We start from the raw sequence: 21,909 nt of genomic DNA, 5'->3' as shown, positions 1-21,909 counted from the left end.
GGCACATGAGCAGATCAACGGTGGGGAGGGGGTGGACGGCTGCGGCGGCGGGACTTGCGCTGCTGGTCACCACGATGGGCGCGGGCGCAGCACAGGCGGATGCACGGCCTCTCAGCAGCGCCCCCGCGTCCGACGACACCGTCGTCAGCGCGGACGTCCTGGCTGACCTGGAGGAGCGGGGCCGGGCCGACTACTGGGTGCGCTTCGACGCACGGCCGGACCTGGGCTCGATGCAGCAGATCAGTGACTGGGACGCGCGCGGCCAGGCGGTCTATGACGCCCTCGCGGAGACGGCGGAGGCGAGCCAGGCTGGGCTGCGGGCCGAGCTCGACGCGAGCGGGACGGCATACACCCCCTTCCTGATCACCAACGCAGTCCTGGTCCGGGCCGGCGACGAGGAGTCCGTGCGTGAGGCGGCCGCCCTTCCCGGGGTCGAGGGGATCTACCCCACCCGGGACTACGAGCCCCCGGATCACCGTCCCGGGAGCCTGACCGAGGTCGGCCCGTTGGCCACCGAGTGGGGGATCTCCGACATCAAGGCCGACCAGGTCTGGTCCGACGTCGGCGTGCTCGGCGAGGACATCGTGGTCGCCAACCTGGACACCGGTGTGCAGTTTGACCACCCCGCGCTGGTCAACAGCTATCGCGGCACCAACGGTGACGGCACCTTCAGCCACGACTACAACTGGTTCGACGGAGCCAACTTCTCCCCGGACGAGCCGGCTGACTATGACGGTCACGGCACCCACACCGTCGGCACCATGACCGGTGACGACGGGGGCAACAACCAGATCGGCGTGGCGCCCGGGGCACACTGGATCGCCGCGGGCACGGACTGGAGCGATGCCTCGCTCTTCGCCGCCGGTGAGTGGTTCCTGGCCCCCACCGACCTGGAGGGTGCCAACCCGGACCCGGCGATGCGTCCGCACATCATCAACAACTCCTGGGGCGTGCCCGGACTCACGGACCCCTTCATGCCGGACATCCTGGCGGCCTGGGAGGCCTCCGGCATGTTCGGCGCGTGGGCGGCGGGCAACGAGGGCCCGTCGTGCGACACCCTGCGCAGCCCACCCCTGATGCAGATGACCTATGCCACCGGGGCCTACAACTCCGCCCGCGAGATCAGCGACTTCTCCAGCCGCGGCCCGGGGGAGAACGGGGAGACCAAGCCCAACATCGCTGCCCCCGGAGAGGGCGTGCGCTCCTCCGTGCCGGGCAACGCCTATGAGATCTTTGACGGCACCTCCATGGCTGCTCCGCACCTGGCCGGCTCGATCGCGCTGATGTGGTCCGCCTCGCCGGCGATGATCGGCGACGTGGCGGGCACCAAGGAGCTGCTGGACGAGACGGCGAGCGATGCCCCGGACCTGCAGTGCGGCGGCACCGAGGACGACAACAACGTCTACGGCGAGGGCCGGTTGGACGCCCTCGAGCTGGTGCTGGCCGCCCCGGTCGGTGATGTCGGCACGGTCGAGGGGACCATCACCGACGCCACCAGTGGCGACCCGATTCCTGCCGTGCGGCTGACGCTGACCGGCCCGCAGACGCGCACCGTGATCAGCGGCGCCGACGGGGCCTTCCGTGTCCGCGTGCTGGCCGGTGACTACACCGTCACGGCGGAGAAGTTCGGGTGGATCTCGCAGACGACGACCGTCAGCGTCCCGGCGGAGGGCACCGTGGCGCTCAACCTGCAGCTCGAGGCAGCTCCCACGGGCACCCTGTCCGGCACGGTGACCGACGGGTCGGGCCACGGCTTCCCGCTCTATGCCAGGGTCAGCATCTCTGGCACGACCCTGGCCACCTTCACCGACCCGGTGGACGGGAGCTACAGCCTCGACATTCCCCTTGACACCTACGTGGTCGTCGTCGTCGACGCGCAGTATCCCGGCTACCAGCAGGGAACCCGCGAGGCGCAGCTCAGTGGCGACGCCGTCGAGAACTTCGCGCTGGTGGTCGACTCGATCTCCTGTGTCGCCAACGGCTACTCGCCGCACCACGACGGGGTGACCGAGACGTTTGACGAGCCGACAGCGCCACCGGGCTGGACGGTCGTGGACGACATCGGCAACGGTCAGGTCTGGGTCTTTGAGGACCTCAACTTCTGGGGCAACATGACCGGCGGCGAGGGCGGCTTCGCGGTCGTCGACAGCGACTACTACGGCCCGGAGGGGCAGCAGGACACCTCGCTAGTGAGTCCGTCATACGACCTCAGCGACATGGGCAACCCGGTGCTGAGCTTCCGGCACTTCTATCTGCCGGTCGGCGACCGGGCTGACGTGGATGTCAGCCATGACGGTGGCGCCAGCTGGACGACCATCTACACCGCTGGTGAGTCCGAGGGGGTGCAGGAGGTGCTGGAGGTGCCGGTCGTCGCGGACATGTCCGACGTGCGCGTCAGGTTCCACTACGAGGCCGCCTGGGGCTGGATGTGGCAGGTCGACGACGTCTTCGTCGGCAACTATGCCTGCCTGCCGGACCAGCCGGGTGGCTATGTGGTCGGCAACGTCTCCTCCACGCTGACCGGCGACCCGGTCCGCGGGGCCACCGTGACCAGCGTGGAGGCCCTCCAGGACCGGGGCATTACCGTCGACACCCCGGCCGACGAGCACCTGGACGACGGGTTCTACTGGCTGTTCAGCACCCTGACCGGCACGCACCCGTTCGAGGCGACGGCCCGCCGGATGAGCACCGAGACCCAGGACGTCGCCGTCCCGGACGGCGGCGCCGTCCGAGCCGACTTCCAGCTCAGCGCGGGCATGCTGGAGGTGGACCCTGAGCAGATCGACACCCAGGTGATGCTGGGCGAGGCGGACACCGTCGAGCTCACCGTCACCAACGCCGGCGACGGCACGGCCGAGGTCGAGCTGCGGGAGGCCGCCGGAGGGTTCGAGATGCTGCGTGCCGACGGCAGCCGACTGGACACCAGTGATCTCGGACCGGGGGCACCGCTGCGCACGGTCGAGGCTGACGTCTCCTACGGCGCAGCAGCGGAACGTGCTGCGGCCGAGCCGGCGCAGCGGCAGCCCGCCGGACCGGCGGAGGAGCCGTGGACCGACCTGACGTCCTACCCCTTCGAGGTGATGGACAACAGGGTCGTCAACCTCGACGGGGAGTGGTTCACCATCGGCGGCACCGACGGCTTCGCCGGCACCGCCGACGTCTTCCGCTATGACGCACCGACCATGTCGTGGACGGCTGTCGCCGGACTTCCGGAGCCGCTGTCCGCGATCACGGCTGGAGTGGTCAACGGGCAGATCGTGGTCAGCGGCGGGTGGAGCGAGGACGGCAGCACCAGCGCCCGCACCTATGCCTACGACCCTGGGTCGGACGCGTGGTCCCAGGTGGCTGACAACCCGTCGGCGGTGTCCGGAGCGGGGCAGGCGGTCCTGGACGGCCTGCTCTACTCCGTGGGCGGCTGCTCGACGGGCGACTGTGTGCCGATGAGCTCGGCCGTGACGGCCTACGACGCGGGCTCCGACCAGTGGCTGGAGGTGGCCGACTATCCGGTCGAGGCAGCGTTCCTCTCCTGCGGTGGCCTGGGCGGGGCCCTGGTCTGCACCGGCGGGGTCAGCGACGCCTCCGACTACGCGGCGACCTACTCCTACGACCCGGCAGCAGACGCCTGGTCCGAGGTCGCGGAGGCTCCCTTCACCTGGTGGGGCAGCTCGTATGCCGTCGCGAACGGCATGCTGGTGGTCACCGGCGGCATCGTCAACGGTGACATCTCGAACGAGGCGCTGGGGTATGACCCTGCTGCCGACGAGTGGGTGGACCTGCCCAACCCGAACACGCCGGCCTACCGCGGCGGTGCCGCGTGCGGCTTCGTGCGGGTTGGTGGCGATGTCGCGGGGTTTGTCCCCACCGATGCGGTGGAGTACCTGCCCGGCTTCGACGACTGCGGCTCGGCCGGTGCAGATGTCGACTGGCTGTCCCTGTCCGAGACGAGCACGGTGCTCGAGCCGGGTGAGTCGTGGACGGTCGAGGTCACCACCGACGGTGCGGTGCCGCAGCCTGGCACCTACACCGCTGGGATCCAGGTGCTCGGCGGCCTGCCAGGCACCGACCCGCAGGTCCCGGTCACGATGGAGGTTCTCCCGCCGAGTGCCTGGGGCAAGCTGATGGGCACGGTCAGTGCGGAGTCCTGTGACGCCGACCTGTCTCCGCTCCCCGGAGCCGCGGTGACCCTGGTCCCCACGGACGGGGGCGAGCCTCGGTGGTATCTGGTGACCGATGCTGACGGCGCCTACGCGCGGTGGATCGACACCCGGGTCGGGGAGCTGGAGATCTCGGCCTTCAAGGCTGGGTATTACCCGGAGTCGGTGGTCATGGCGATCCCGCGAGGGCTGGTCACCGTGCAGGACTTTGAGTTGCTCGACGCGCAGTGCGAGGCGCCGGTGCCGATCCACCCCGACGTGCAGCGACTGTCCGGTGCTGACCGCTACGCGACGGCCGTGGCGGTGTCCTCCCACTACGAGCCGGGTCTGGACACGGTCTTCCTCGCCACTGGCACGGACTTCCCGGACGCGCTGACCGGAGCGGCTGCGGCCGGGAGCCAGGACTCCCCGGTCCTGCTGACCAGGTCGGACAGGTTGGTGAACGTGACCGCGGACGAGCTGCGTCGCCTGCAGCCGGACCGGGTCGTCGTGCTCGGTGGGACGATGGCGATCTCCAACACCGTCCTGCAGGACGTGAAGGCCGTCACCGGCGCGAGCGTGGTGAGGTGGTCCGGCGCCAACCGCTATGAGACCGCCGCGGCGATCTCGGGCAGCTTCACCAGTGCCGACGTGGTCTATGTGGCCACCGGAGCGGACTTCCCGGACGCACTGGCCGGATCGGCACGCGCGGGTGCCCTCGATGCGCCGGTGCTGCTGGTGCGACACGGCTCCGTGCCGAACGCCACGATCGCCGAGCTGGAGAGATTGTCACCCACCACGATCCGGGTGCTGGGCGGCGAGACGGCCGTCTCAGGGCAGGTGGTGAGCACGCTGGGCGGCTATGGCACGGTCGAGCGCCTGGCCGGTGGTGACCGTTATGAGACAGCGACCCTGATCTCGGGCGATCACGACACCTCCCGCTTCGCCTTCGTCTCCAACGGGACGGCCTGGCCGGACGCGGTCACCGCCGCGGCGCTCGCCGGCCGTTGGGACGCACCGCTGCTGCTGGTCAAGCAGAACGCGGTGCCCGCGGTGACCTGGGGCGAGCTGGACCGCCTCGACCCGGAGTCCGTGTATGTGATGGGCGGCAAGCAGATGGTGTCGGAGCAGGTCGTGGGCAGGCTCCGGACTCTCGAGTAGGGCGCGTCCGCCCCTGGCGTGTGACGGGTCGCGCGCCAGGGGCGGGTGGTGGCATCGGGGAGCCATGCCCTGGTCTCACACGTGTGCCACCTGCAGCGCCGTGCACACTCCGCGCACGACCAGGACGCCCCTGCCGGGCAACGGCTCGTCGCCCGTGGGGACGGTGGCTCCCAGGGCCGCCCCGTCGGTGGGCGCGGAGGGTTGGAGCACGATGCCGGTGCGCTCGCGCTGGACGCGGGCTCCCAGGCCGCGAAAGCCTCCGAAGTCCTCGGGACCGCCGGTCATGACCAGCAGGCGTCCGCTGCACCCCTCGGTCGGGGCAGGCTCCTCGAGCCAGGAGAGCAGCGTGTCCTCGACGGTGGTCTGCGCGAAGCGGTCGATCCCGTCGACCGTCACCAGCACGCTGTGCGCACCGGTGGGTGCTGAGCTGGTGTGGGTCGGGTCGCTGCTCTGGTGCAGGGCGGAGCGCAGCGTCGAGGGGTCCCGAAGGTGGTCGGGGCTCACCTGCACCACAGACCACCCGAGGGTCCCGGCCGCGGCCTCCAAGGTCCGCAGGGTCGTGGTCCGTCCGCTGCCGGGAGGGCCCACGACACCCAGCATGCTGCCGGACGGTGGCAGTGGCAGCCCGACGGGCTCGGCCGCGTCACCACCGACTCCCAGCAGCAGGACACCTGCCGATGCTCCGGTGATCTCGTCCAGGGGCACGGTGCGTGGCAGTGGGCGGAAGGCGGTCGGTCGAGGTGGGCCGGTGGATGGCCCGTTTCCAAGCCGGCTGGTGAGGGCTGCCACCTGCGCTGCGCCGTCGGCGTCGGCCCCGACGACGGCGACCTGACCCACCACACCGTCGCGGAGTCGGACCGCCCGACCTGGGGGCATCGTCGCGGGCACCTGTGACCGGGTGAGACCGGCCATGAGCAGGTCCGAGTTGTCGCTGAGCCGCAACGCCCACATCTCGGGCAGGAGCGGCGCGATCCGCCCGACCAGCAGCGAGCGGTCACCGGTGACAACGGCGACCACTCCGACGGCCTGACCCTCGCGCAGCACTTGCAGGATCTGTTCGAGGGGGCGACCACGGTCCGTCTCGCCATAGAGCTCGGCGAACCGTGGCCACCCGTCGATGACCAGGAGCACGAGCGGCCACGGGTCGTCACCGGTGCTGTGCTGCTCCTGCAGGGAGGTCAGGCCGTGCGCCGCAAGTGCTTGCTGTCGATGGGCCACCAGGGTGCCCAGATGGTCGATCACCCGGCGGCCGCGGACCACGTCACGGGCGCCCAGCACCGCCCCGACCTGGACTGACTGGTCCAGGGGCCCGAGCGCGCCAGCGAGGTCGAAGGCATAGACATGGGTGTCCGCCGAGTCTCGTGCCAGGAGCGCAGCGAGCACGGTGCGTGCCACCGTGCTGCGCCCGGAGCGGGTGGCCCCGGCGACCCCGAGGTGCCCGTCGGTCAGAGGCCGCCAGCAGTGAACCGGTTGGCGTTGCTGGGCCGGGAGGTCGGTCAGCATCAGCGGGACCTCGATCTGGGTGCCGTCGTCGTGGCCTGAGCTGAGCTCCCCGAGGGTGACCAGGGCGGGCAGGCCCGGCAGCCACGGGGAGGGCGGGGGCACGGCACCGATGAGCTGCGTGGCACGGACCGTTGCTCCTGCGGCGCACGACAGGGTGGTCTCCTGGTCGGTCACCTGCGACCCCACCTGCGACACCACCTGCGACACCACCTGCGACACCGACTGCGACACCGACCCTGACTGCCCGGCATTCTCGTGCAGGTCCGGAGCCCACACGTCGGACACGCACATCACGCTGAGCCGGAGTCCGGCTCCCACACCGCCGGCGCGGTGCGCCGACGAGGCGCTGGCGACCTGCACGAGCCGGGCCGGGGAGGCGCCAGTGCGGATCAGGGCCCGGCCCGGGATCCCCTCAGGGAGGTCGGCTGCAGCCGGGGAGTCGATGACGTCATAGGAGTCTGAGCCGTCCCGGACGCGCAGCGCGATCCGCAGGTTGACATTGGCCCGGACGTCGGCAGAGACCACCCCACCGGGTCGTTGCGTGGCCAGCACCAGGTGGACCCCCAGGGAGCGTCCCAGTGCGGCGATGCGCACCAGGCCGTCCAAGAAGTCGGGCAGCTCCTCGGCCAGGGCGCGGAACTCATCGATCACCAGGACCAGTCGGGCGAGGCGCTGCTCACTGCCCAGAGCCTGGTATGCCGGGAGGTCGGGTGCCCCTGCCTCGGCCAGGATGCGCTCGCGCCGTTTGAGCTCGGCGGTCAACGAGGTGAGTGCCCGGTCGGCCAGGTGTGGGTCCAGATCGGTGATGAGACCCACCACGTGCGGCAGGGCGGACGCCTCGGCAAAGGCGGATCCACCCTTGTAGTCCACCAGGACCATGACCAGCTCGTCTGGCCGGTTGCCTAGCGCAAGCGAGGTGACCAGCGTGCGCAACAACTCGGACTTGCCGGACCCGGTGGTGCCGGCCACCAGAGCATGTGGCCCGTCCCGTGCCAGATCCAGCCAGATCTCGCCAGTCGGCCCCATGCCCAGCAGGAAGCTGGTGGTGCGGGGGTTGGCGCGCCACGTGCGTTCGAGGGTGGCGGAGTCGATCGGGACCGGGACGATGGAGCCGAGGTCGACCTGGTCAGGCAGGCCACTGCTCTCCCCTTCCGCCCCTCCTGTGGTGAGCCCCGCCAGGGCGCGAGCAGCCCGAACGGCGCGTGGCAGCGAGAGCAGGTCGGGGCGTGCGCTGAGCTGGTGCCGTCCGCTGCTGATCTCCAGACGATCCTGGGTGACGGTCACCACCGTCGCGGCGTCCGGAGCCTCGGCCACGGTGCGGCACAGGATGATCGGGATGGAGCACGGCACGTCTGATGGCTGGTCTGCAGCGGAGCCCGGGGGCTTCTCGGACGTCGGACCGCCGGCAACCGCCACGAGTCGGTTGGGCCGTTGAGGCTGGGAGCTCACCCCCGGATGAGGTGAGGTGAGGTCGAGCACGGACACGCTGGCCCGTGGTGTGCCGGGGCCCGGAGCGTCAGCGTGCGGCAACCAGGCCAGCCAGTCCCACGAGGTCTCGGGTCCACTGGTGGATGCGGATGTCTCTTCGGCGTCATGCCCAGGAGAGCGCCGTGAAGGCTCGGGGTGCATGAGCTCGATGCTGAGCTCACTCGGGGCGTGGAGCACAGCGAGCTGCACCAGCACGCTCCGCGCGAGCGCACGGGTCACCCCCGCCGGGCCGACCAGCACGAGACCTCCGTCGAGGTCGACCTCCAATGGCAGGTGGTCTGCCTGCTGCGCCGAGCCGTCCACCGTGACTGCGGTGGTGTTGCGGCCGAGGCCGAGTCGGCATACCAGCCGGGTGGCCCGCCGGCTCCACAGCAGGTCCCCGGTGCTGTGCGCCTGCTCCAGCAGCTGCGCCAGATCAGGCACGCGTTCCCGTCGCACCCGCGCCTCCGCTCTCAGCGCCTGATCTGTCACCGCACTCAGATCGGCGAGCGAGCGCTGGTGAGCTGCCCGTGCCGCAGTGCACTCGCGGCGATAGCGTCGACGGTCTCCGACGTAGCCACCCAGCGACATCGCCGGGGCCATCAGCCCAAAGAGCATGAGCGCCGGCATGGACAGGACAACGGCCAGGAGCACGGAGACCGCGACCGGCAGCAGCCACCCCAGTGCTGCCGGGGCGGTCGGCGCCGTGGGCAGGGTCAGCTCAGGGGTGGTCAAACTGACGGCGACCAGGGGCTCGGGGTCGCGCGTACGGGGCGCCACCACGACCCGGCCGGCGCCGTCGGGGCGCCCCCTGCGCATCGTGGCCAGTTCAGGGCTCAGCTCGAGACAGGTTGCGCCGGCGCGCAGCGGCACCCCCGGTGTCCACACGGTGGGGCTCTGCAGCAGCACCCCGCCGAGGCTGGTGCCGTTGGTCGACGATGCGTCCTCCACGAGGACGCCGTGCCGAGTGGTCGAGACGGTGAGGTGGTGGCGGGAGAGACCAGGGTCGTCCACGACGATGTCGCAGAAGGGGCCACGGCCGACCGTGAGTCGACCGCCGGGCCTGACCGGATAGGACCCCGAGACGTCCGGGCCAGCGGTGACTCGGATGCGCACCGGAGCGCGGCGCTCGAGCTGGCCCCCGGGTGTTGCCGGCCGGATGGTTGCGCCGTGGATCAGTGGAGGTGACCCTACGAGCAGGTGAGGAGTGAGCGGCACCGAGGCACCGGCATACTCCACCACCAGGTCCCCTCCGGGCAGGCGACAGGGCAACGCGGCGGCGACCTCGGACCAGAGTGTTCCCGGGGACGCTCGGATGCTCACCGTCTGGATCCGCGGCCCGTCGACGAGAGAGATGCGCAGCTGCACGTCTCCGATGGTGCAGCCTGAGCGGGGGCACGTAGGAGACTTATCCACAGGGACCCGACGGCAGCCAGAGGGAGGGGACCGGACCTCTAGTTATCCACAATTTGGCCTGTGTCCCGTAAAGACTGTGTCAATTCTGTTTACCTCGTCGTGGGCACACGGTTATCTGGAGCCCCACGGGGAGGACCTCTCTCCGTGACGTGGTGGCGGACCGGCGGTGAGGGCCGGGGAGAGGCGGCGGGGGGTTCTGACCGTGCACGCAACGACTTTTCAGTCCCTGGAGGGCGAGGTACGGGAGCTGATCAGGGCTCGGCGCCTCGATCCATCGATCGATGACGTGGCCCTCCGTCAGGTCGTGCGCGAGGTCGTCGCCGGGTTCGACGAGCGAGCGCTCCAAGGGGGTATCCGGCCACTCACAGACCCCGACGAGGCGGGGCGTCTGCTCCTGGAGTCGGTCGCTGGACTAGGACCGTTGCAGCAGTACCTCGATGACCCGCACGTCGAGGAGATCTGGATCAACGAGCCGGGGAAGGTCTTCGTGGCCAGGCACGGTCGGTCCGAGCTGACCCCCACTCTGCTCACTGAGCAGCAGGTGCGTGACCTGGTCGAGCGGATGCTGCGCTCCTCGGGCCGCCGCGTGGACTTGAGCAGCCCTTTTGTCGATGCCGCGCTCCCGGACGGTTCGCGTCTGCACGTGGTCATCCCGGACATCACGAGGCGGCACTGGGCGGTCAACATCCGTAAGTTCGTGGTGGCGGCCGATGAGCTGGGCGACCTGGTGCGGCTGGGCACACTGACCCGGGAGGCGGCGGCGTTCCTGGCCGCCGCGGTCGAGAGCGGCCTGAACATCCTGGTGGCCGGTGGCACGCAGGCTGGCAAAACCACCATGCTGAATTGCCTTGCGGCCGCCATCCCGCCCACCGAGCGGGTGGTCTCCTGCGAGGAGGTTTTCGAGCTCAAGATCCCGCTGCGTGACGTGGCAGCACTGCAGTGTCGGCAGGCCAGTCTGGAGGGCACGGGGGAGGTGCCGTTGCGTCGCCTGGTGAAGGAAGCGCTGCGGATGCGGCCCTCGCGGATCCTGGTGGGCGAGGTGCGTCAGGAGGAGAGTCTCGATCTGCTGATTGCCCTCAACAGTGGGCTACCCGGCATGTGCACCGTGCACGCCAACAGTGCGCGTGAGGCCGTGACCAAGATGTGCACGCTCCCGCTCCTGGCCGGGACCAATGTCGCCAGCGGATTTGTCGTCCCGACGGTCGCCAGCTCGATCGACCTTGTCGTCCACCTCGCCCTGCACACCGACGGTCGACGCCGGGTCCAGGAAATTGTCGCACTGCCCGGGCGAGTGGAGGCCGACGTGGTCGAGGTCGCTGACATCTTTGTGACCCGTCAGGACGAGCTCGTTCGTGCGGAAGGTTTCCCTCCGCACCAGGAGCGTTTCGCCCGTGCCGGTCACAACCTGTCGACGCTGCTGTCTGGCGGTGCACGTCGATGAGTGGCGCCATGGTGGGTCTGACTCTCGGATTAGGCCTGGCGTGCATCTGGTGGTCCTTCTGGCCACGTCCTGAGCACGCCCCCCAGCGTCGTCGGATCGCGCTGCTGGACGGGCTCGATGACGATCTCGTGCTCGCGGGCATCCGTGCGGTGCGCTGGCCCGGTCTGCTGGCGGTCTGCCTGATCGGGGGAACGATCGTCCTGGTGCTCGCCCTCGCGCTGACCCGTGTGCCAGCTGTCAGCCTGGCGTTCGCGGTGATGGCTGGTGCGCTGCCCCTCGTGGTCGTGCGGGCCCGGGCGCGTCGGCAACGCTCCCGGCTCCGGGAGGTGTGGCCGGATGCTGTCGACCACATAGCCTCCGGGGTCCGAGCGGGGCTGTCGTTGCCGGAGGCCCTCATCCAGCTGGGTCAGCGCGGACCTTCGGAGCTCAGGCCGGCGTTCGAGGCGTTTGGACACGACTATCGGGCCAGCGGACTGTTCACCGACTCCCTGGACCGTCTGAAGGAGCGCATGGCAGATCCGGTGGCGGACCGCCTCGTCGAGGCCGTGCGGCTGGCCCGCGAGGTCGGCGGCAGCGATCTTGGGCGGGTGCTGAGGACGCTGTCGACGTTCCTGCGTGAGGACGCGAGGTCGCGGGCCGAGCTGGAGGCACGACAGTCCTGGACCGTGAACGCGGCACGGCTGGCGATGGTCGCGCCCTGGGTCGTGCTCCTCCTGATGTCCACGCGGGGGACAGCCCTGCAGGCCTACCGCGAACCGACCGGAGTCGTCATCCTGGTCGTCGGCGCCGTGCTCTCTGTCGTGGCCTACCAGGTGATGGTCCGGATCGGTCGGCTACCCGAAGAGCAACGGGTTCTGCGATGACCGGGCCACTGGTTCTCGGTGGGCTCCTAGCTGGTGCCCTGGCCACTGGGCTGTGGCTGATCCTCGCGGGGCTGCCCCGCCCTGGACGCTCCGACCTGGCTGCCCGGATCGAGCCATATCTGGACAAGCTGCCGGGCGAGAACTCCTCGTGGCGGCGTGCCACGGAGCCGTGGAGTCTCACAGACTCCGTGACCAGGCTGGGGAGGAGGGCAGCCCGTCTCGTGGACCGGGTGTTCGGTGGAGCTGACTCGGTCAGTCTGAGGCTTCAGCGCGCCGGGTTGCCTCCTGATGTCGAAGGATTTCGGATCCAACAGGTGCTCTGGGGCACGGCATCGGTGGTCGTGGTGTCCATCCTCGGGTCCGTCCTGATCTGGACCCGGGGAGTGAGCCCGACCGCACTGATCGTCGTCGCCGTCTCTGCCGCACTGGGCGGAGTCCTGCTGCGCGACCAGCTGCTGACCCGTGCCGCAAGTCGACGCGAGCAACGGATCATGGGCGAGTTTCCTGCGATTGCCGAACTGCTGGCGCTCTCCGTGACGGCAGGGGAGGGCACCACTCAGGCCTTGGACCGGGTGGCTCGCCTGTCCCGAGGTGAGCTCGCCTCCGAGCTGGAACTGTGCCTGGCTCAGGCGAGGACGGGCGCCACCATGGCCGAGGCTCTCCAGGGTCTTGGGGCACGGACGGGCCTGGGCCCCATCGTGCGTTTCGTCGACGGCCTCGTGGTCGCCATCGAGCGAGGCACCCCGCTCGGTGAAGTGCTGCGTGCCCAGGCTCAGGACGCCCGGGAATCAGCACGACAGCAACTCATCGAGGAGGGCGGGCGTCGAGAGATTCTCATGATGATCCCGGTTGTCTTCCTCGTCCTGCCCGTCACGGTCCTGTTCGCCGTCTACCCCGGCGCGTCCTTACTGCGCCTGACCGTCTGACCTCGACACCGACTCTTTCGCGACCGACCCAACAAGGAGAAGAACACATGCAGGCACTACTGCACCGGCGCAGCCGCGTGATGCGAGCAGCAAGCGCATACCGGGCACGGCTCAGTGACTGGAAGGCGCAGCCCGAAAGAGGTGATGTCCCGGGCTGGGTCCTGATCACGATCATGACGGCTGGACTCGTCGCCGCGCTGTGGCTGGTGGCCGAACCACTACTGTCCGACCTGTTCGTCTCGGCCGTGTCGGGTGTCAGCGGGCCATGACCCCGGCCCGGGCCGGTGACCCGGACTCCCGGTCCCGCTGGGGCGCTCGCCGCGTCGAGGTTGGAGCCGCGCCCGTCGAGTTCGCCCTCGTCTCGGCCCTGCTCGTGCTCCTCTTCCTGGCCGTTGTCCAGATTGGCTATGCGCTGCACGTGCGTAACACGGCCACCGCCCACGTGATTGAGGGCGCCCGGGTGGGGGCGCGGGCAGACAACACTCCGGCTGACGGAGTGGCACGAGCCGAGGAACTACTGGCTACGACGCTTCCTGGCCGATATGGCACCACGATCTCTGGTGCTCGAGCGGACGTGGGTGGTGTCGCCGTGGTCCGGGTGTCGGCCGACCTGCCCTTACCGGTCCTAGGTCCCCTCGGCATCCCGGGCACGATGACGGTGACGGGCCAGGCCTACGCGGAGGACCAATGATCCTGCGGTCACGGTCGCATCCCGGTGACCCTGAGCGAGGGTCGATGCTCGTGGAGACCGCCTTTCTCCTCGTGCTGGTCGTGCTGCCACTGTTCTATCTGGTCGCCACCCTGGGTCGGCTTCAGGCAGGTGCGTATGCCGTCTCTGCGGCGGCGCGCGAGGGCAGTCGCACGTTTGTGGCCAGCGTCGATGACGCGACGGGTCACGCAGCCGCCGAGGTGGCAGCATCCTTGGTGCTGGATGCTCACGGCTTCAGCTCCGCGGATGGCGGCATCTCGCTGACCTGTGAGTCCAGCCCCTGCCTCACTCCTGGCAGCACGGTGCAGACTCACGCGACCGTCGCCGTGGAGCTGCCACTCGTGCCCGACTTCCTCGATGGTGCGCTCCCCACCTCGATCACCCTGTCCTCAACTCATGTCTCGCCGGTGGATGAGTTCCGTGAGCAGTGAGGAAAGCTCCTCATCGGGAGAGCTCGGGGCGGATGGCCGCGAGAGCGGTCAGATCAGCGTGCTGCTCATCGGCATGGTCTCGATCGCTCTCTTGCTCATCCTCGGCGTGGTGGGCGCCACATCGGTCCAGCTCAGCCGCATCCACCTGCTCGATGCTGCGGATGCCGCAGCTCTCGCGGCTGCGGACACGGTCGACACCGACAGCCTCTATGAGCATGGCCTGGGAGAGGGAATCCCGCTGACCTCCGCCGGGGTGACCCAGGCTGCTGGAGATCACCTGTCCCGGCAGCCGCTGCCTGATCGACTCAACTCCTGGGCCATTGCACCGGGGACCGGCACGCCTGATGCACGCACGGCTGTGGTCAGGCTGCAGGGCGAAGCGCAGATACCGGTGATCAGCACCATCCTCCGCTCACTGGGCGGCAGTGTGTCGATCACCGTCGAGTCCCGCGCCCGCTCGGAACTGGACTGACATGGCCGGGGGGGGGCGAACTGGACTGACATGTCCGGGGGCCGAACTGGACTGGCACGGCCGGGGGCCGGCGACTGACTGCTCCACGGCATACGGCTGCGCCTGCGCCCGCTGGTGGGGTGCTCACCGGACCAGCCCCGCCTGAGTTTGTCCGGTTCCGCCGCGGACTGGTAGATTTGATCCTTGCGTGCGCGCTACAGGTCGTGCGCGCATGCAGCACAACTCTCACGAGACTCACGCAAGGGTGCCCCACGCCCGGTCCCGAGTCTCGTGTGTCGCCCTCAACGACACAATCCGACCAAGCAGGAAGACTCTTCGTGGCAAACATTAAGTCCCAGATCAAGCGCATCAAGACCAACGCCAAGGCGACCGAGCGCAACCGCGCTCACAAGGCCGAGCTGCGCACCTGGATCCGCAAGTTCCGCCAGGCGCACGCCTCCGGTGACGCCGAGGCGACGCAGAGCGCTCTGCAGGCCGCCTCCCGCAAGCTGGACAAGGCTGTGTCCAAGGGCGTCATCCACAAGAACCAGGCGGCCAACAAGAAGTCTGCGATGGCCAAGCAGGCTGCCTCTCTCTGAGAAGCCTGAGACCACGACGCGAGGGCGTCCACCCGGATGGGTGGGCGCCCTCGGTCGTCGTTGGGCCACGCGCGCTGCGTTCGGTGGGGTGAGATCGCACCACGCACTGCGCTCGATGGGGTGAAACGCACTACGCGGTGCGCTCGGTGGCGTGAATCGCACCACGCGGTGCGCTCGGCCGGGGGAGTAGCAGTCAGAAGCCGCTGGGGGTGCTGTACTCGATCTTGGGGCAGGTGTCCATCACGACGCTCAGGCCGGCGTCCTTGGCCCGCTGCGCCGCGTCCTGGTCGACCACGCCGAGCTGCAGCCAGATCGCGGTGATGCCCAGCCGCGGTGCCTGCTCGATCGCCTGGTCGACGACGGCGCCCACCCGCGAGGAGTTCACGAAGCAGTCCACGACGTCGACGTGGGTCCCGTCCGGGATGTCGGCAAGGCGGGCAAAGCCCTGCTCGCCCAAAGCTGCCTCCGCGCGCGGGTGGATCGGGATCACCCGGTGCCCCAGTGACTCCTGCAGGAATCGGGCCACTCCGTAGGCGGTGCGGGTGCGGTTCTGCGACAGGCCCACCACCGCCCAGGTGCTTGAGGTGTGCAACAGCCGGGCGATGACGCTGTCGTCGTTGCGGTGCAGGCGACGGGTCTGGGTCATGTCCCCAGTATCTCTCGTCCCGGGGGGCCTAGCGATCGGGTGGGTGGTCGGGGCCCGTTATGCGCACCCTGATCTCCCGACATACGTTAGGCGCATGCGCTTCGGAATCTTTGTGCCCCAGGGCTGGCGGATGGACCTGCACGGAATCGCCCCGGCCGACCAGTGGCAGGTGATGCGTGACCTGGCGGTCCGCGTGGACGAGCGGCCGGCGTGGGAGTCGCTGTGGGTCTACGACCACTTCCACACCACCCCTGAGCCGACCGAGGACCCGACACACGAGGCCTGGACGCTGATGGCAGCCTTCGCGGCCGTCACCTCCCGGGTGCGGCTCGGGCAGATGTGCACGTGCATGAGCTACCGCAACCCGGCCTACCTCGCCAAGGTCGCGGCGACCGTGGACGTCGTGTCCGGCGGCCGGATCGAGATGGGCATCGGGGCCGGCTGGTATGAGCACGAGTGGCGCGCCTATGGCTATGGGTTCCCGCGGGCCGGGGAGCGTTTGGCGATGCTGCGCGAGGGGGTCGAGATCTTCAGGCAGGCGTGGACCACCGGATCCGCGACCCTGGACGGGGAGCACTACCAGGTCGACGGCGCTCTCGTGCACCCGCGACCGCTGCAGGGCACGAGTGTCCCCGGCTCGGAGGCCAACGGCATCCCGATGTGGATCGCCGGCGGTGGCGAGAAGAAGACGCTGCGCATCGCGGCGGAGTATGCCGACTACACCAACTTCGCCGGTGACCTGGAGGGCTTCACGCACAAGTCGCAGGTGCTGGCCGGGCACTGCCGGGACATCGGCCGCGACGTCGACAGCATCGTGCGCAGCTCCAACTTCAACACGATCGTCGGGCGTGACGAGGCTGAGGTCGAGGAGCGGCTGAAGTGGTTGCACGACCACCTGATCAAGACCGGCCACACCGAGGACAAGGCGGACCAGGCGGTCGAGAGCATGCGTCGGCAGCCGGCCGTCGGCACCCCTGAGCAGATCGTCGAGCAGATGGGCGCGCTGCGAAGTGCCGGACTGGGCTACGCGATCCACTACTTCGCCGAGACCGCGTGGGACACCTCGGGGGTCGAGCTCTTCGAGACCGAGGTCATCCCCGCGCTGGCGGGGTAGCGGCCGGCGAGGTCAGCGGACCAGATCGGCAGGGCAGAGCGTGATCTCGACCGGGGTGATCGCGGTCCATCGATCCTGGCCGACGACGTGGGCCTCCTCGCGATAGGCGCCATCGGGACCGAGCCGATAGACGGTGATGGACGGGGTGTTCGGTGCCATCACCCAGTAGTGCTCGACTCCCGCTGCGGCGTAGGCGTCGCGCTTGATCCCGAGGTCACGCCGCCAGGTTGATGCGGACAGCACCTCCACGATGAGGAGGGGCGGGCCGCTGAGCGCGATCTCTCCGGGGGAGAAGGGCGCGACGAACAGATCTGGCTGAAGCAGAGTTCCTGTCCCTGGGACGTCAAGGTCCAGGTCCAGGGGAGCAGTGAGGATCGCCATATCGCTGAGCGGTATCGACTCCAACAGCGCCATGAGTCGGCGCACCACGTGTTGATGCAGGACTGAAGGTGACGGTGTCACGAGAATCTCACCGTCCAGCAACTCGTAACGGGCGTGGTCGTGGCGACCTTCCCGGAACGCCTCGAACTCGGCCCGGGATACCCGGTGCTCGTGTGCGTGATCGGTGAGCGTCGGCATACTCATCATGCTTCCCCTTCCCAGGCATGACCGCAACCATGCCAGGATCAGGGAGCCGGAGGCTGGCTCCGTCCACAACCGCTGGGTGGGTAGGCTGCGCACATGAGCGATTTCGACCTGTTCCGCATCTCCGAGGACCACGAGGCACTGCGTGAGGCGGTGCGGGAGGTCTGCGAGAACAAGATCGCGCCGCACGCCGCCGATGTGGACGAGGAGAGCCGCTTCCCGCAGGAGGCCCTGGACGCCCTCCAGTCGACCGACTTCCATGCCCCCCACATCGCGGAGGAGTATGACGGGGTTGGCGCCGACGCACTCGCCACCTGCATCGTCATCGAGGAGGTCGCGCGGGTCTGTGCGTCCTCCTCGCTCATCCCGGCCGTCAACAAGCTGGGCACGATGCCGCTGATCCTCGGTGCCAGTGACGAGATCAAGGCCAAGTACCTCCCGCCGGTCGCGCGTGGCGAGGCGATGTTCTCCTACGGCCTGTCCGAGGCGGGCGCCGGCAGCGACACCGCCGGCATGAAGTGCAAGGCGATCGAGCAGGCCGACGGCACCTTCCTGCTCAACGGTCAGAAGTCGTGGATCACCAATGCAGGGGTCTCGGAGTACTACACGGTGCTCGCCGTGACCGATCCGGAGGGGGAGCGGGGGCGCAACGTCACCGCGTTCGTCGTCGAGAAGTCCGACGAGGGCTTCACCTTCGGCAAGCCCGAGAAGAAGCTCGGCATCAAGGGCTCGCCCACCCGCGAGCTGCTCTTCGAAAACTGCTCGATCCCCGGGGACCGCATGGTCGGTGCACCGGGGGAGGGCCTGAAGATCGCGCTGCGCACCCTGGACCACACCCGGGTCACCATCGGCGCCCAGGCCGTCGGCATCGCCCAGGGTGCCCTCGACTTCGCGCTGGGCTATGTCAAGGAGCGCCAGCAGTTCGGCAAGTCGATCTCGCAGTTCCAAGGCGTGCAGTTCATGCTCGCCGACATGGGCATGAAGCTTGAGGCTGCCCGCCAGATGGTCTATGTCGCCGCCGCCAAGTCCGAGCGCAACGACCCTGACCTTCCCTTCTTTGGCGCAGCCGCCAAGTGCTTCGCCTCGGACGTCGCCATGGAGGTCACCACCGATGCCGTGCAGCTGCTCGGTGGCTACGGCTACACCAAGGACTTCCCGGTCGAGCGGATGATGCGCGACGCCAAGATCACGCAGATCTACGAGGGCACCAACCAGGTGCAGCGCATCGTCATGGCGCGCCAGTTGCTCAAGGGCTGATCCGGCAGCGGGCCACTGGCCCACGCCCGGCCGACGGCTGACCACGCCGTGACGGTCAGACTCTCGCGGAGCTGAGAGATCGGCCGACACACCGGCCAGACGGTTCCCTTTGTCGCGATCCTTGCGCATGCTGGTCACGGCAGTTAACCAGAGTGACTGATGTGACTGGAGGGACGGGGAGAGTGACGGCGCAGCCCGAGCTACCGCGCGTGGGGAACCCGTGCGGCGACGCCGCAGGTCCCGCCGATGGCCACCAGGACATCTCCGAGCCGCCAGACGACTGGGGACTGCCCGAGCACGGCGGGCCGGATGGGCAGCGCGGTGACCCGGCGGCGCGCCCCCGCCCGGTGAGGCGTCCCCTCTCCGCGGAACGTCGGGCGCTCTATCGGCGGCGCCGCATCGTCGCCGGGATCCTGGCGCTGCTCCTGATGCTCCTGCTGGTCCTCGTCATCCAGGGCGCCGCCGCGCTGCTGACCAGGCTGACCGGTCCCAGCGAAGCAGTCGCTGCCCCGGCGCTGCTGGCCGCAGCCGACAGTCCGGTGCAGTTGAGCGTCCCTGCGGTGGGGGTCAGCCTCCCGCTGACAGGGACGGGTGTCGACGACAGGGGCCTCATCAATCCACCTGCCGGACAGGCCATCTGGTATGCCGGCCACGACCGGGTCGCTCCTGGCGACCTGGGCACCGCCGTGGTGGCTGGCCGGGCGACCGGAGACGACGGAGAGGCGACCCCGTTTGCCAAGGTCACCTCGCTCACGGAGGGCGACCGGATCGTGGTGACCTTCGGCGACGGGGTCACCCTCGAGCTGGACGTCGTCAGCACCGCCCTGGTCGCCCGATCAGACCTTGAGTCCGTCGAGGTCCTGTGGGACGACCAGCGGGAGACCCGCCGCGTCGCGCTCGTCACCTCCGACGAGGTCGCCGATGCCGACGGGGACAGCCGCGGCTCCTTCCTGGCCGTCGCTGAGCTGGGCTGAGTCCCTCAGGCTCGGCCAGCATCGAGGGCGGACAGCACTGCTGCCGCCACCGCGTCGTCCGACTCCTCGGGCACGCACCGCAGGTCGAGCAACAGCTCATCGGCCTCGACCCGACCGACCACGGCCGGGTCGCCGGTGCGCAGGGGCAGGGCGAGCTCAGCAGGCAGGGCCACCGCCCACCCGGGGAGCACCACCCCCGGCGCACCGCCGCCACCGACGAGCCCGTCGTGCCGGCGCAGCCGTCCCCCCACCTGGGAGGCCAGCGCGCTGGCCCGGTGCTGGAGCTGTCCCTCAGGGGCCGTGCGATAGGTGGTCACCGGGGCCGGGCCACCGCGCAGGGTGGCCTCCAGCGCGGCCAGGGTGAGCTTGTCCACCCGCAGCGCCCGAGCCAGCGGGTGCCGACGCAGCCGCTGCACCAATCCCGTCTCACCCAGGACCAGACCGGCCTGCGGCCCGCCGAGTAGCTTGTCGGCGCTGGCGGTCACCAGCTGGGCCCCGGCCCGGAGCGCGCTCGTGGCGTCGGGCTCGTCGGGGAGCTGCGGGTCAGGCGCCAGCAGTCCCGAGCCGATGTCCACGATCACCGGGGCATCGAGGGTGGCCAGGTCTGCCACCGCGACTTCGCTGCTGAACCCCTCGATCCGGAAGTTGCTGGGGTGGATCTTGACCACGGCACCGGTCTCGGCGCCGACCGCTGCGGCATAGTCGGCCAGGCCCGTGCGGTTGGTCGTGCCCACCTCCCGCAGCCGCGCGCCCGTGGAGACCATCAGGTCGGGCAGGCGGAAGCCGTCCCCGATCTCGACGAGCTCGCCTCGGCTGACCACGACCTCCCGCCCTGCGGCCAGGGTGGTCACCGCGAGCAGCAGGGCCGCAGCACCGTTGTTGACCACGAGTGCGTCGGTGCCCTCGGGCAGGGCTCGCCGCAGAGCAGCGAGCACACCCTCTCCCCGGGTCCCTCGCTGACCGGTCTGCAGGTCGAACTCCAAGTCGCTGTAGCCAGCGGCCCGGACGACCGCCTCGATGGCGTGGTGCGACAGCGGGGCTCGACCCAGGTTGGTGTGCACCACCACGCCTGTGGCGTTGAGGACGGGGCGTTGTGCGGAGGAGGATCCCGGCAGTGCGGCGATCACCTGAGCCAGCACGTCCTCGGGGGCGATCTGCCCCTGACGGGCCAGGTCCTGGGCCGCGTGGATGGCCTGCAGTATGTCGGAGCGCCCGAGGTGCGGTGAGGCGGCGGTCAGCGTGGGGTGAGTGAGCAGATCATCCGTGCGCGGGATCCGGCGTCGAGGATCGTCCTGACCGTGCGGGTCCGGAGGCGTCATCACGACATCAGCGGACGATCAGCACGGGCACGGTGGCCAGGTGCAGGACGGCCCGACTGGTCGACCCCAGGAGCAGGCTCGCCAGGTCACCCCGCCCACGTGCCCCCACCACGAGCAGGGCCGCGTCCGCAGACTCCCGCGCGATGGCTTCTGCGGCACGCCCCTCGGCCAGCGCGGAGGTGACCGTCAGATCCGGTTGAGCCTGGGTGGCTGCCTGCACAGCGCTCTCCGCGACGCGGGCAGAAGCCGTCCGCACCGCCTCCTCGGCCTCGGCAGGGGAGCCCAACCCCGCCGGTGGCCGGGCGTACCGGTCCTGCGCGGGTCGTTGCCAGACGGTCAGCACCCGCAGCGGCGCACCGTAGTGTGCTGCCAGCTCCGCGGCCTGCTCGACGGCCTTCGCCCCGCTCTCCGAACCGTCCGTGGCCACCACCACCCCGGCTCCGGGGCCGGGCAGCGGCAGATCCGCCGCACCCGGGACCAGGACGACGGGGCACCGCGCGTGAGTGGCGACGTGAAAGGCGGTGGATCCGAGGAGCACGCCGGCGACCCGCCCGTGCCCGCTGTTGCCGACCACGACCAGTCGGGCGCCGACGGAGTGCTTCTCGAGGGCAGCAGCTCCGCTGGCCAGCGAGGAGGCGGTGCGCACCGCCAACCCCGAAGCGGTGGCTCGGGCGACCTCGGCGCCCCGCTCTGCCGTGGCCAGGGACGCCTGGTGCGCCTCCTCCGGGGTCCACAGCCCGACCCCGGCGTCGGGGACGAACTGGATGTGGTTGGACGCGCACACGACGACGAGCGGGGCCTGCCCGCGCTCGGCGGCCCGTGCCGCCCACTCCACGGCTGTCGTTGCGCGGTCCGAGCCGTCGAAGCCGACGACGACGGGGCGGGAGTCCTGGCTGTTCATGGTCGCTCCTAGG

At 69.8% G+C, this 21,909-nt stretch carries 17 protein-coding genes; 12 read left to right on the top strand and 5 right to left on the bottom strand.

Annotated features, from left to right (window positions below; translation table 11 throughout):
• Positions 1–5 precede the first annotated feature (5 nt).
• The gene (locus tag FNH13_RS13800) at positions 6–5,294 is read left to right on the top strand and encodes a cell wall-binding repeat-containing protein (protein WP_143783948.1); all 5,289 of its coding nucleotides are present in this window, start codon (positions 6–8) and stop codon (positions 5,292–5,294) included.
• A 75-nt stretch (positions 5,295–5,369) separates the two neighbouring features.
• Here the strand turns inward: FNH13_RS13800 and FNH13_RS13795 are convergent, their stop codons facing one another.
• Positions 5,370–9,632 carry an FtsK/SpoIIIE domain-containing protein gene (locus FNH13_RS13795; protein ID WP_165700120.1) on the bottom strand — a complete coding sequence of 1,421 codons (4,263 nt, stop codon included), beginning with the start codon at positions 9,630–9,632 and terminating at the stop codon, positions 5,370–5,372.
• Between the two features lie 250 nt (positions 9,633–9,882).
• On the opposite strand from FNH13_RS13795, the gene FNH13_RS13790 reads away from it, so the two are divergent.
• From FNH13_RS13790 to rpsT, 8 genes are all read left to right on the top strand, one after another.
• Entirely contained in the window at positions 9,883–11,121 is a 1,239-nt protein-coding gene (locus tag FNH13_RS13790; protein WP_143783944.1) for a CpaF family protein, read from the top strand.
• Positions 11,118–11,984 (top strand): type II secretion system F family protein, encoded by an 867-nt coding sequence (locus tag FNH13_RS13785; RefSeq protein WP_143783943.1) that lies wholly within the window; start codon positions 11,118–11,120, stop codon positions 11,982–11,984. Before FNH13_RS13790 ends, FNH13_RS13785 begins: the two co-directional genes overlap by 4 nt.
• On the top strand, positions 11,981–12,910 hold the full coding sequence (locus FNH13_RS13780; protein WP_143783941.1) for a type II secretion system F family protein: 930 nt from the start codon (positions 11,981–11,983) through the stop codon (positions 12,908–12,910). Before FNH13_RS13785 ends, FNH13_RS13780 begins: the two co-directional genes overlap by 4 nt.
• Positions 12,911–12,990: 80 nt before the next feature.
• Positions 12,991–13,179, top strand: coding sequence for a hypothetical protein (locus FNH13_RS13775; RefSeq protein ID WP_143785144.1), 189 nt, complete (start codon positions 12,991–12,993; stop codon positions 13,177–13,179).
• Positions 13,176–13,601, top strand: a complete 426-nt coding sequence (locus tag FNH13_RS13770) for a TadE/TadG family type IV pilus assembly protein (protein ID WP_143783940.1) — start codon at positions 13,176–13,178, stop codon at positions 13,599–13,601. Before FNH13_RS13775 ends, FNH13_RS13770 begins: the two co-directional genes overlap by 4 nt.
• Before the next feature lie 44 nt (positions 13,602–13,645).
• Positions 13,646–14,050 (top strand): pilus assembly protein, encoded by a 405-nt coding sequence (locus FNH13_RS13765; protein WP_228266409.1) that lies wholly within the window; start codon positions 13,646–13,648, stop codon positions 14,048–14,050.
• Positions 14,040–14,522 (top strand): pilus assembly protein TadG-related protein, encoded by a 483-nt coding sequence (locus FNH13_RS13760; RefSeq protein ID WP_165700119.1) that lies wholly within the window; start codon positions 14,040–14,042, stop codon positions 14,520–14,522. Before FNH13_RS13765 ends, FNH13_RS13760 begins: the two co-directional genes overlap by 11 nt.
• A 317-nt stretch (positions 14,523–14,839) precedes the next feature.
• Positions 14,840–15,100, top strand: coding sequence for a 30S ribosomal protein S20 (gene rpsT, locus FNH13_RS13755; RefSeq protein WP_143783936.1), 261 nt, complete (start codon positions 14,840–14,842; stop codon positions 15,098–15,100).
• 193 nt (positions 15,101–15,293) lie between these two features.
• Here the strand turns inward: rpsT and FNH13_RS13750 are convergent, their stop codons facing one another.
• Positions 15,294–15,746 carry a CoA-binding protein gene (locus FNH13_RS13750; RefSeq protein WP_202878784.1) on the bottom strand — a complete coding sequence of 151 codons (453 nt, stop codon included), beginning with the start codon at positions 15,744–15,746 and terminating at the stop codon, positions 15,294–15,296.
• A gap of 94 nt (positions 15,747–15,840) precedes the next feature.
• Here FNH13_RS13750 and FNH13_RS13745 point away from each other — a divergent pair, with 94 nt between their 5' ends.
• A complete protein-coding gene (locus FNH13_RS13745; RefSeq protein WP_143783935.1) occupies positions 15,841–16,860 on the top strand; it encodes an LLM class F420-dependent oxidoreductase in 1,020 nt (339 codons plus the stop codon).
• A gap of 12 nt (positions 16,861–16,872) precedes the next feature.
• On the opposite strand, the gene FNH13_RS13740 is transcribed toward FNH13_RS13745, so the two are convergent.
• On the bottom strand, positions 16,873–17,439 hold the full coding sequence (locus FNH13_RS13740) for a Uma2 family endonuclease (protein WP_165700118.1): 567 nt from the start codon (positions 17,437–17,439) through the stop codon (positions 16,873–16,875).
• A gap of 102 nt (positions 17,440–17,541) precedes the next feature.
• On the opposite strand from FNH13_RS13740, the gene FNH13_RS13735 reads away from it, so the two are divergent.
• On the top strand, positions 17,542–18,702 hold the full coding sequence (locus tag FNH13_RS13735; RefSeq protein ID WP_143783933.1) for an acyl-CoA dehydrogenase family protein: 1,161 nt from the start codon (positions 17,542–17,544) through the stop codon (positions 18,700–18,702).
• 182 nt (positions 18,703–18,884) lie between these two features.
• Entirely contained in the window at positions 18,885–19,676 is a 792-nt protein-coding gene (locus FNH13_RS13730) for a class F sortase (protein ID WP_143783932.1), read from the top strand.
• 5 nt (positions 19,677–19,681) lie between these two features.
• On the opposite strand, the gene selA is transcribed toward FNH13_RS13730, so the two are convergent.
• Positions 19,682–20,995, bottom strand: coding sequence for an L-seryl-tRNA(Sec) selenium transferase (selA, locus tag FNH13_RS13725; RefSeq protein WP_143783931.1), 1,314 nt, complete (start codon positions 20,993–20,995; stop codon positions 19,682–19,684).
• A gap of 7 nt (positions 20,996–21,002) precedes the next feature.
• Positions 21,003–21,896, bottom strand: coding sequence for a universal stress protein (locus FNH13_RS13720; protein WP_143783930.1), 894 nt, complete (start codon positions 21,894–21,896; stop codon positions 21,003–21,005).
• Between the last annotated feature and the right edge of the window lie 13 nt (positions 21,897–21,909).

The sequence above is a fragment of the Ornithinimicrobium ciconiae genome (genome assembly GCF_007197575.1).
Taxonomy (GTDB): domain Bacteria; phylum Actinomycetota; class Actinomycetes; order Actinomycetales; family Dermatophilaceae; genus Ornithinicoccus; species Ornithinicoccus ciconiae.
Note: the sequence above shows the minus strand (reverse complement) of the source record. Positions and strands in the feature narration are given on the sequence as shown.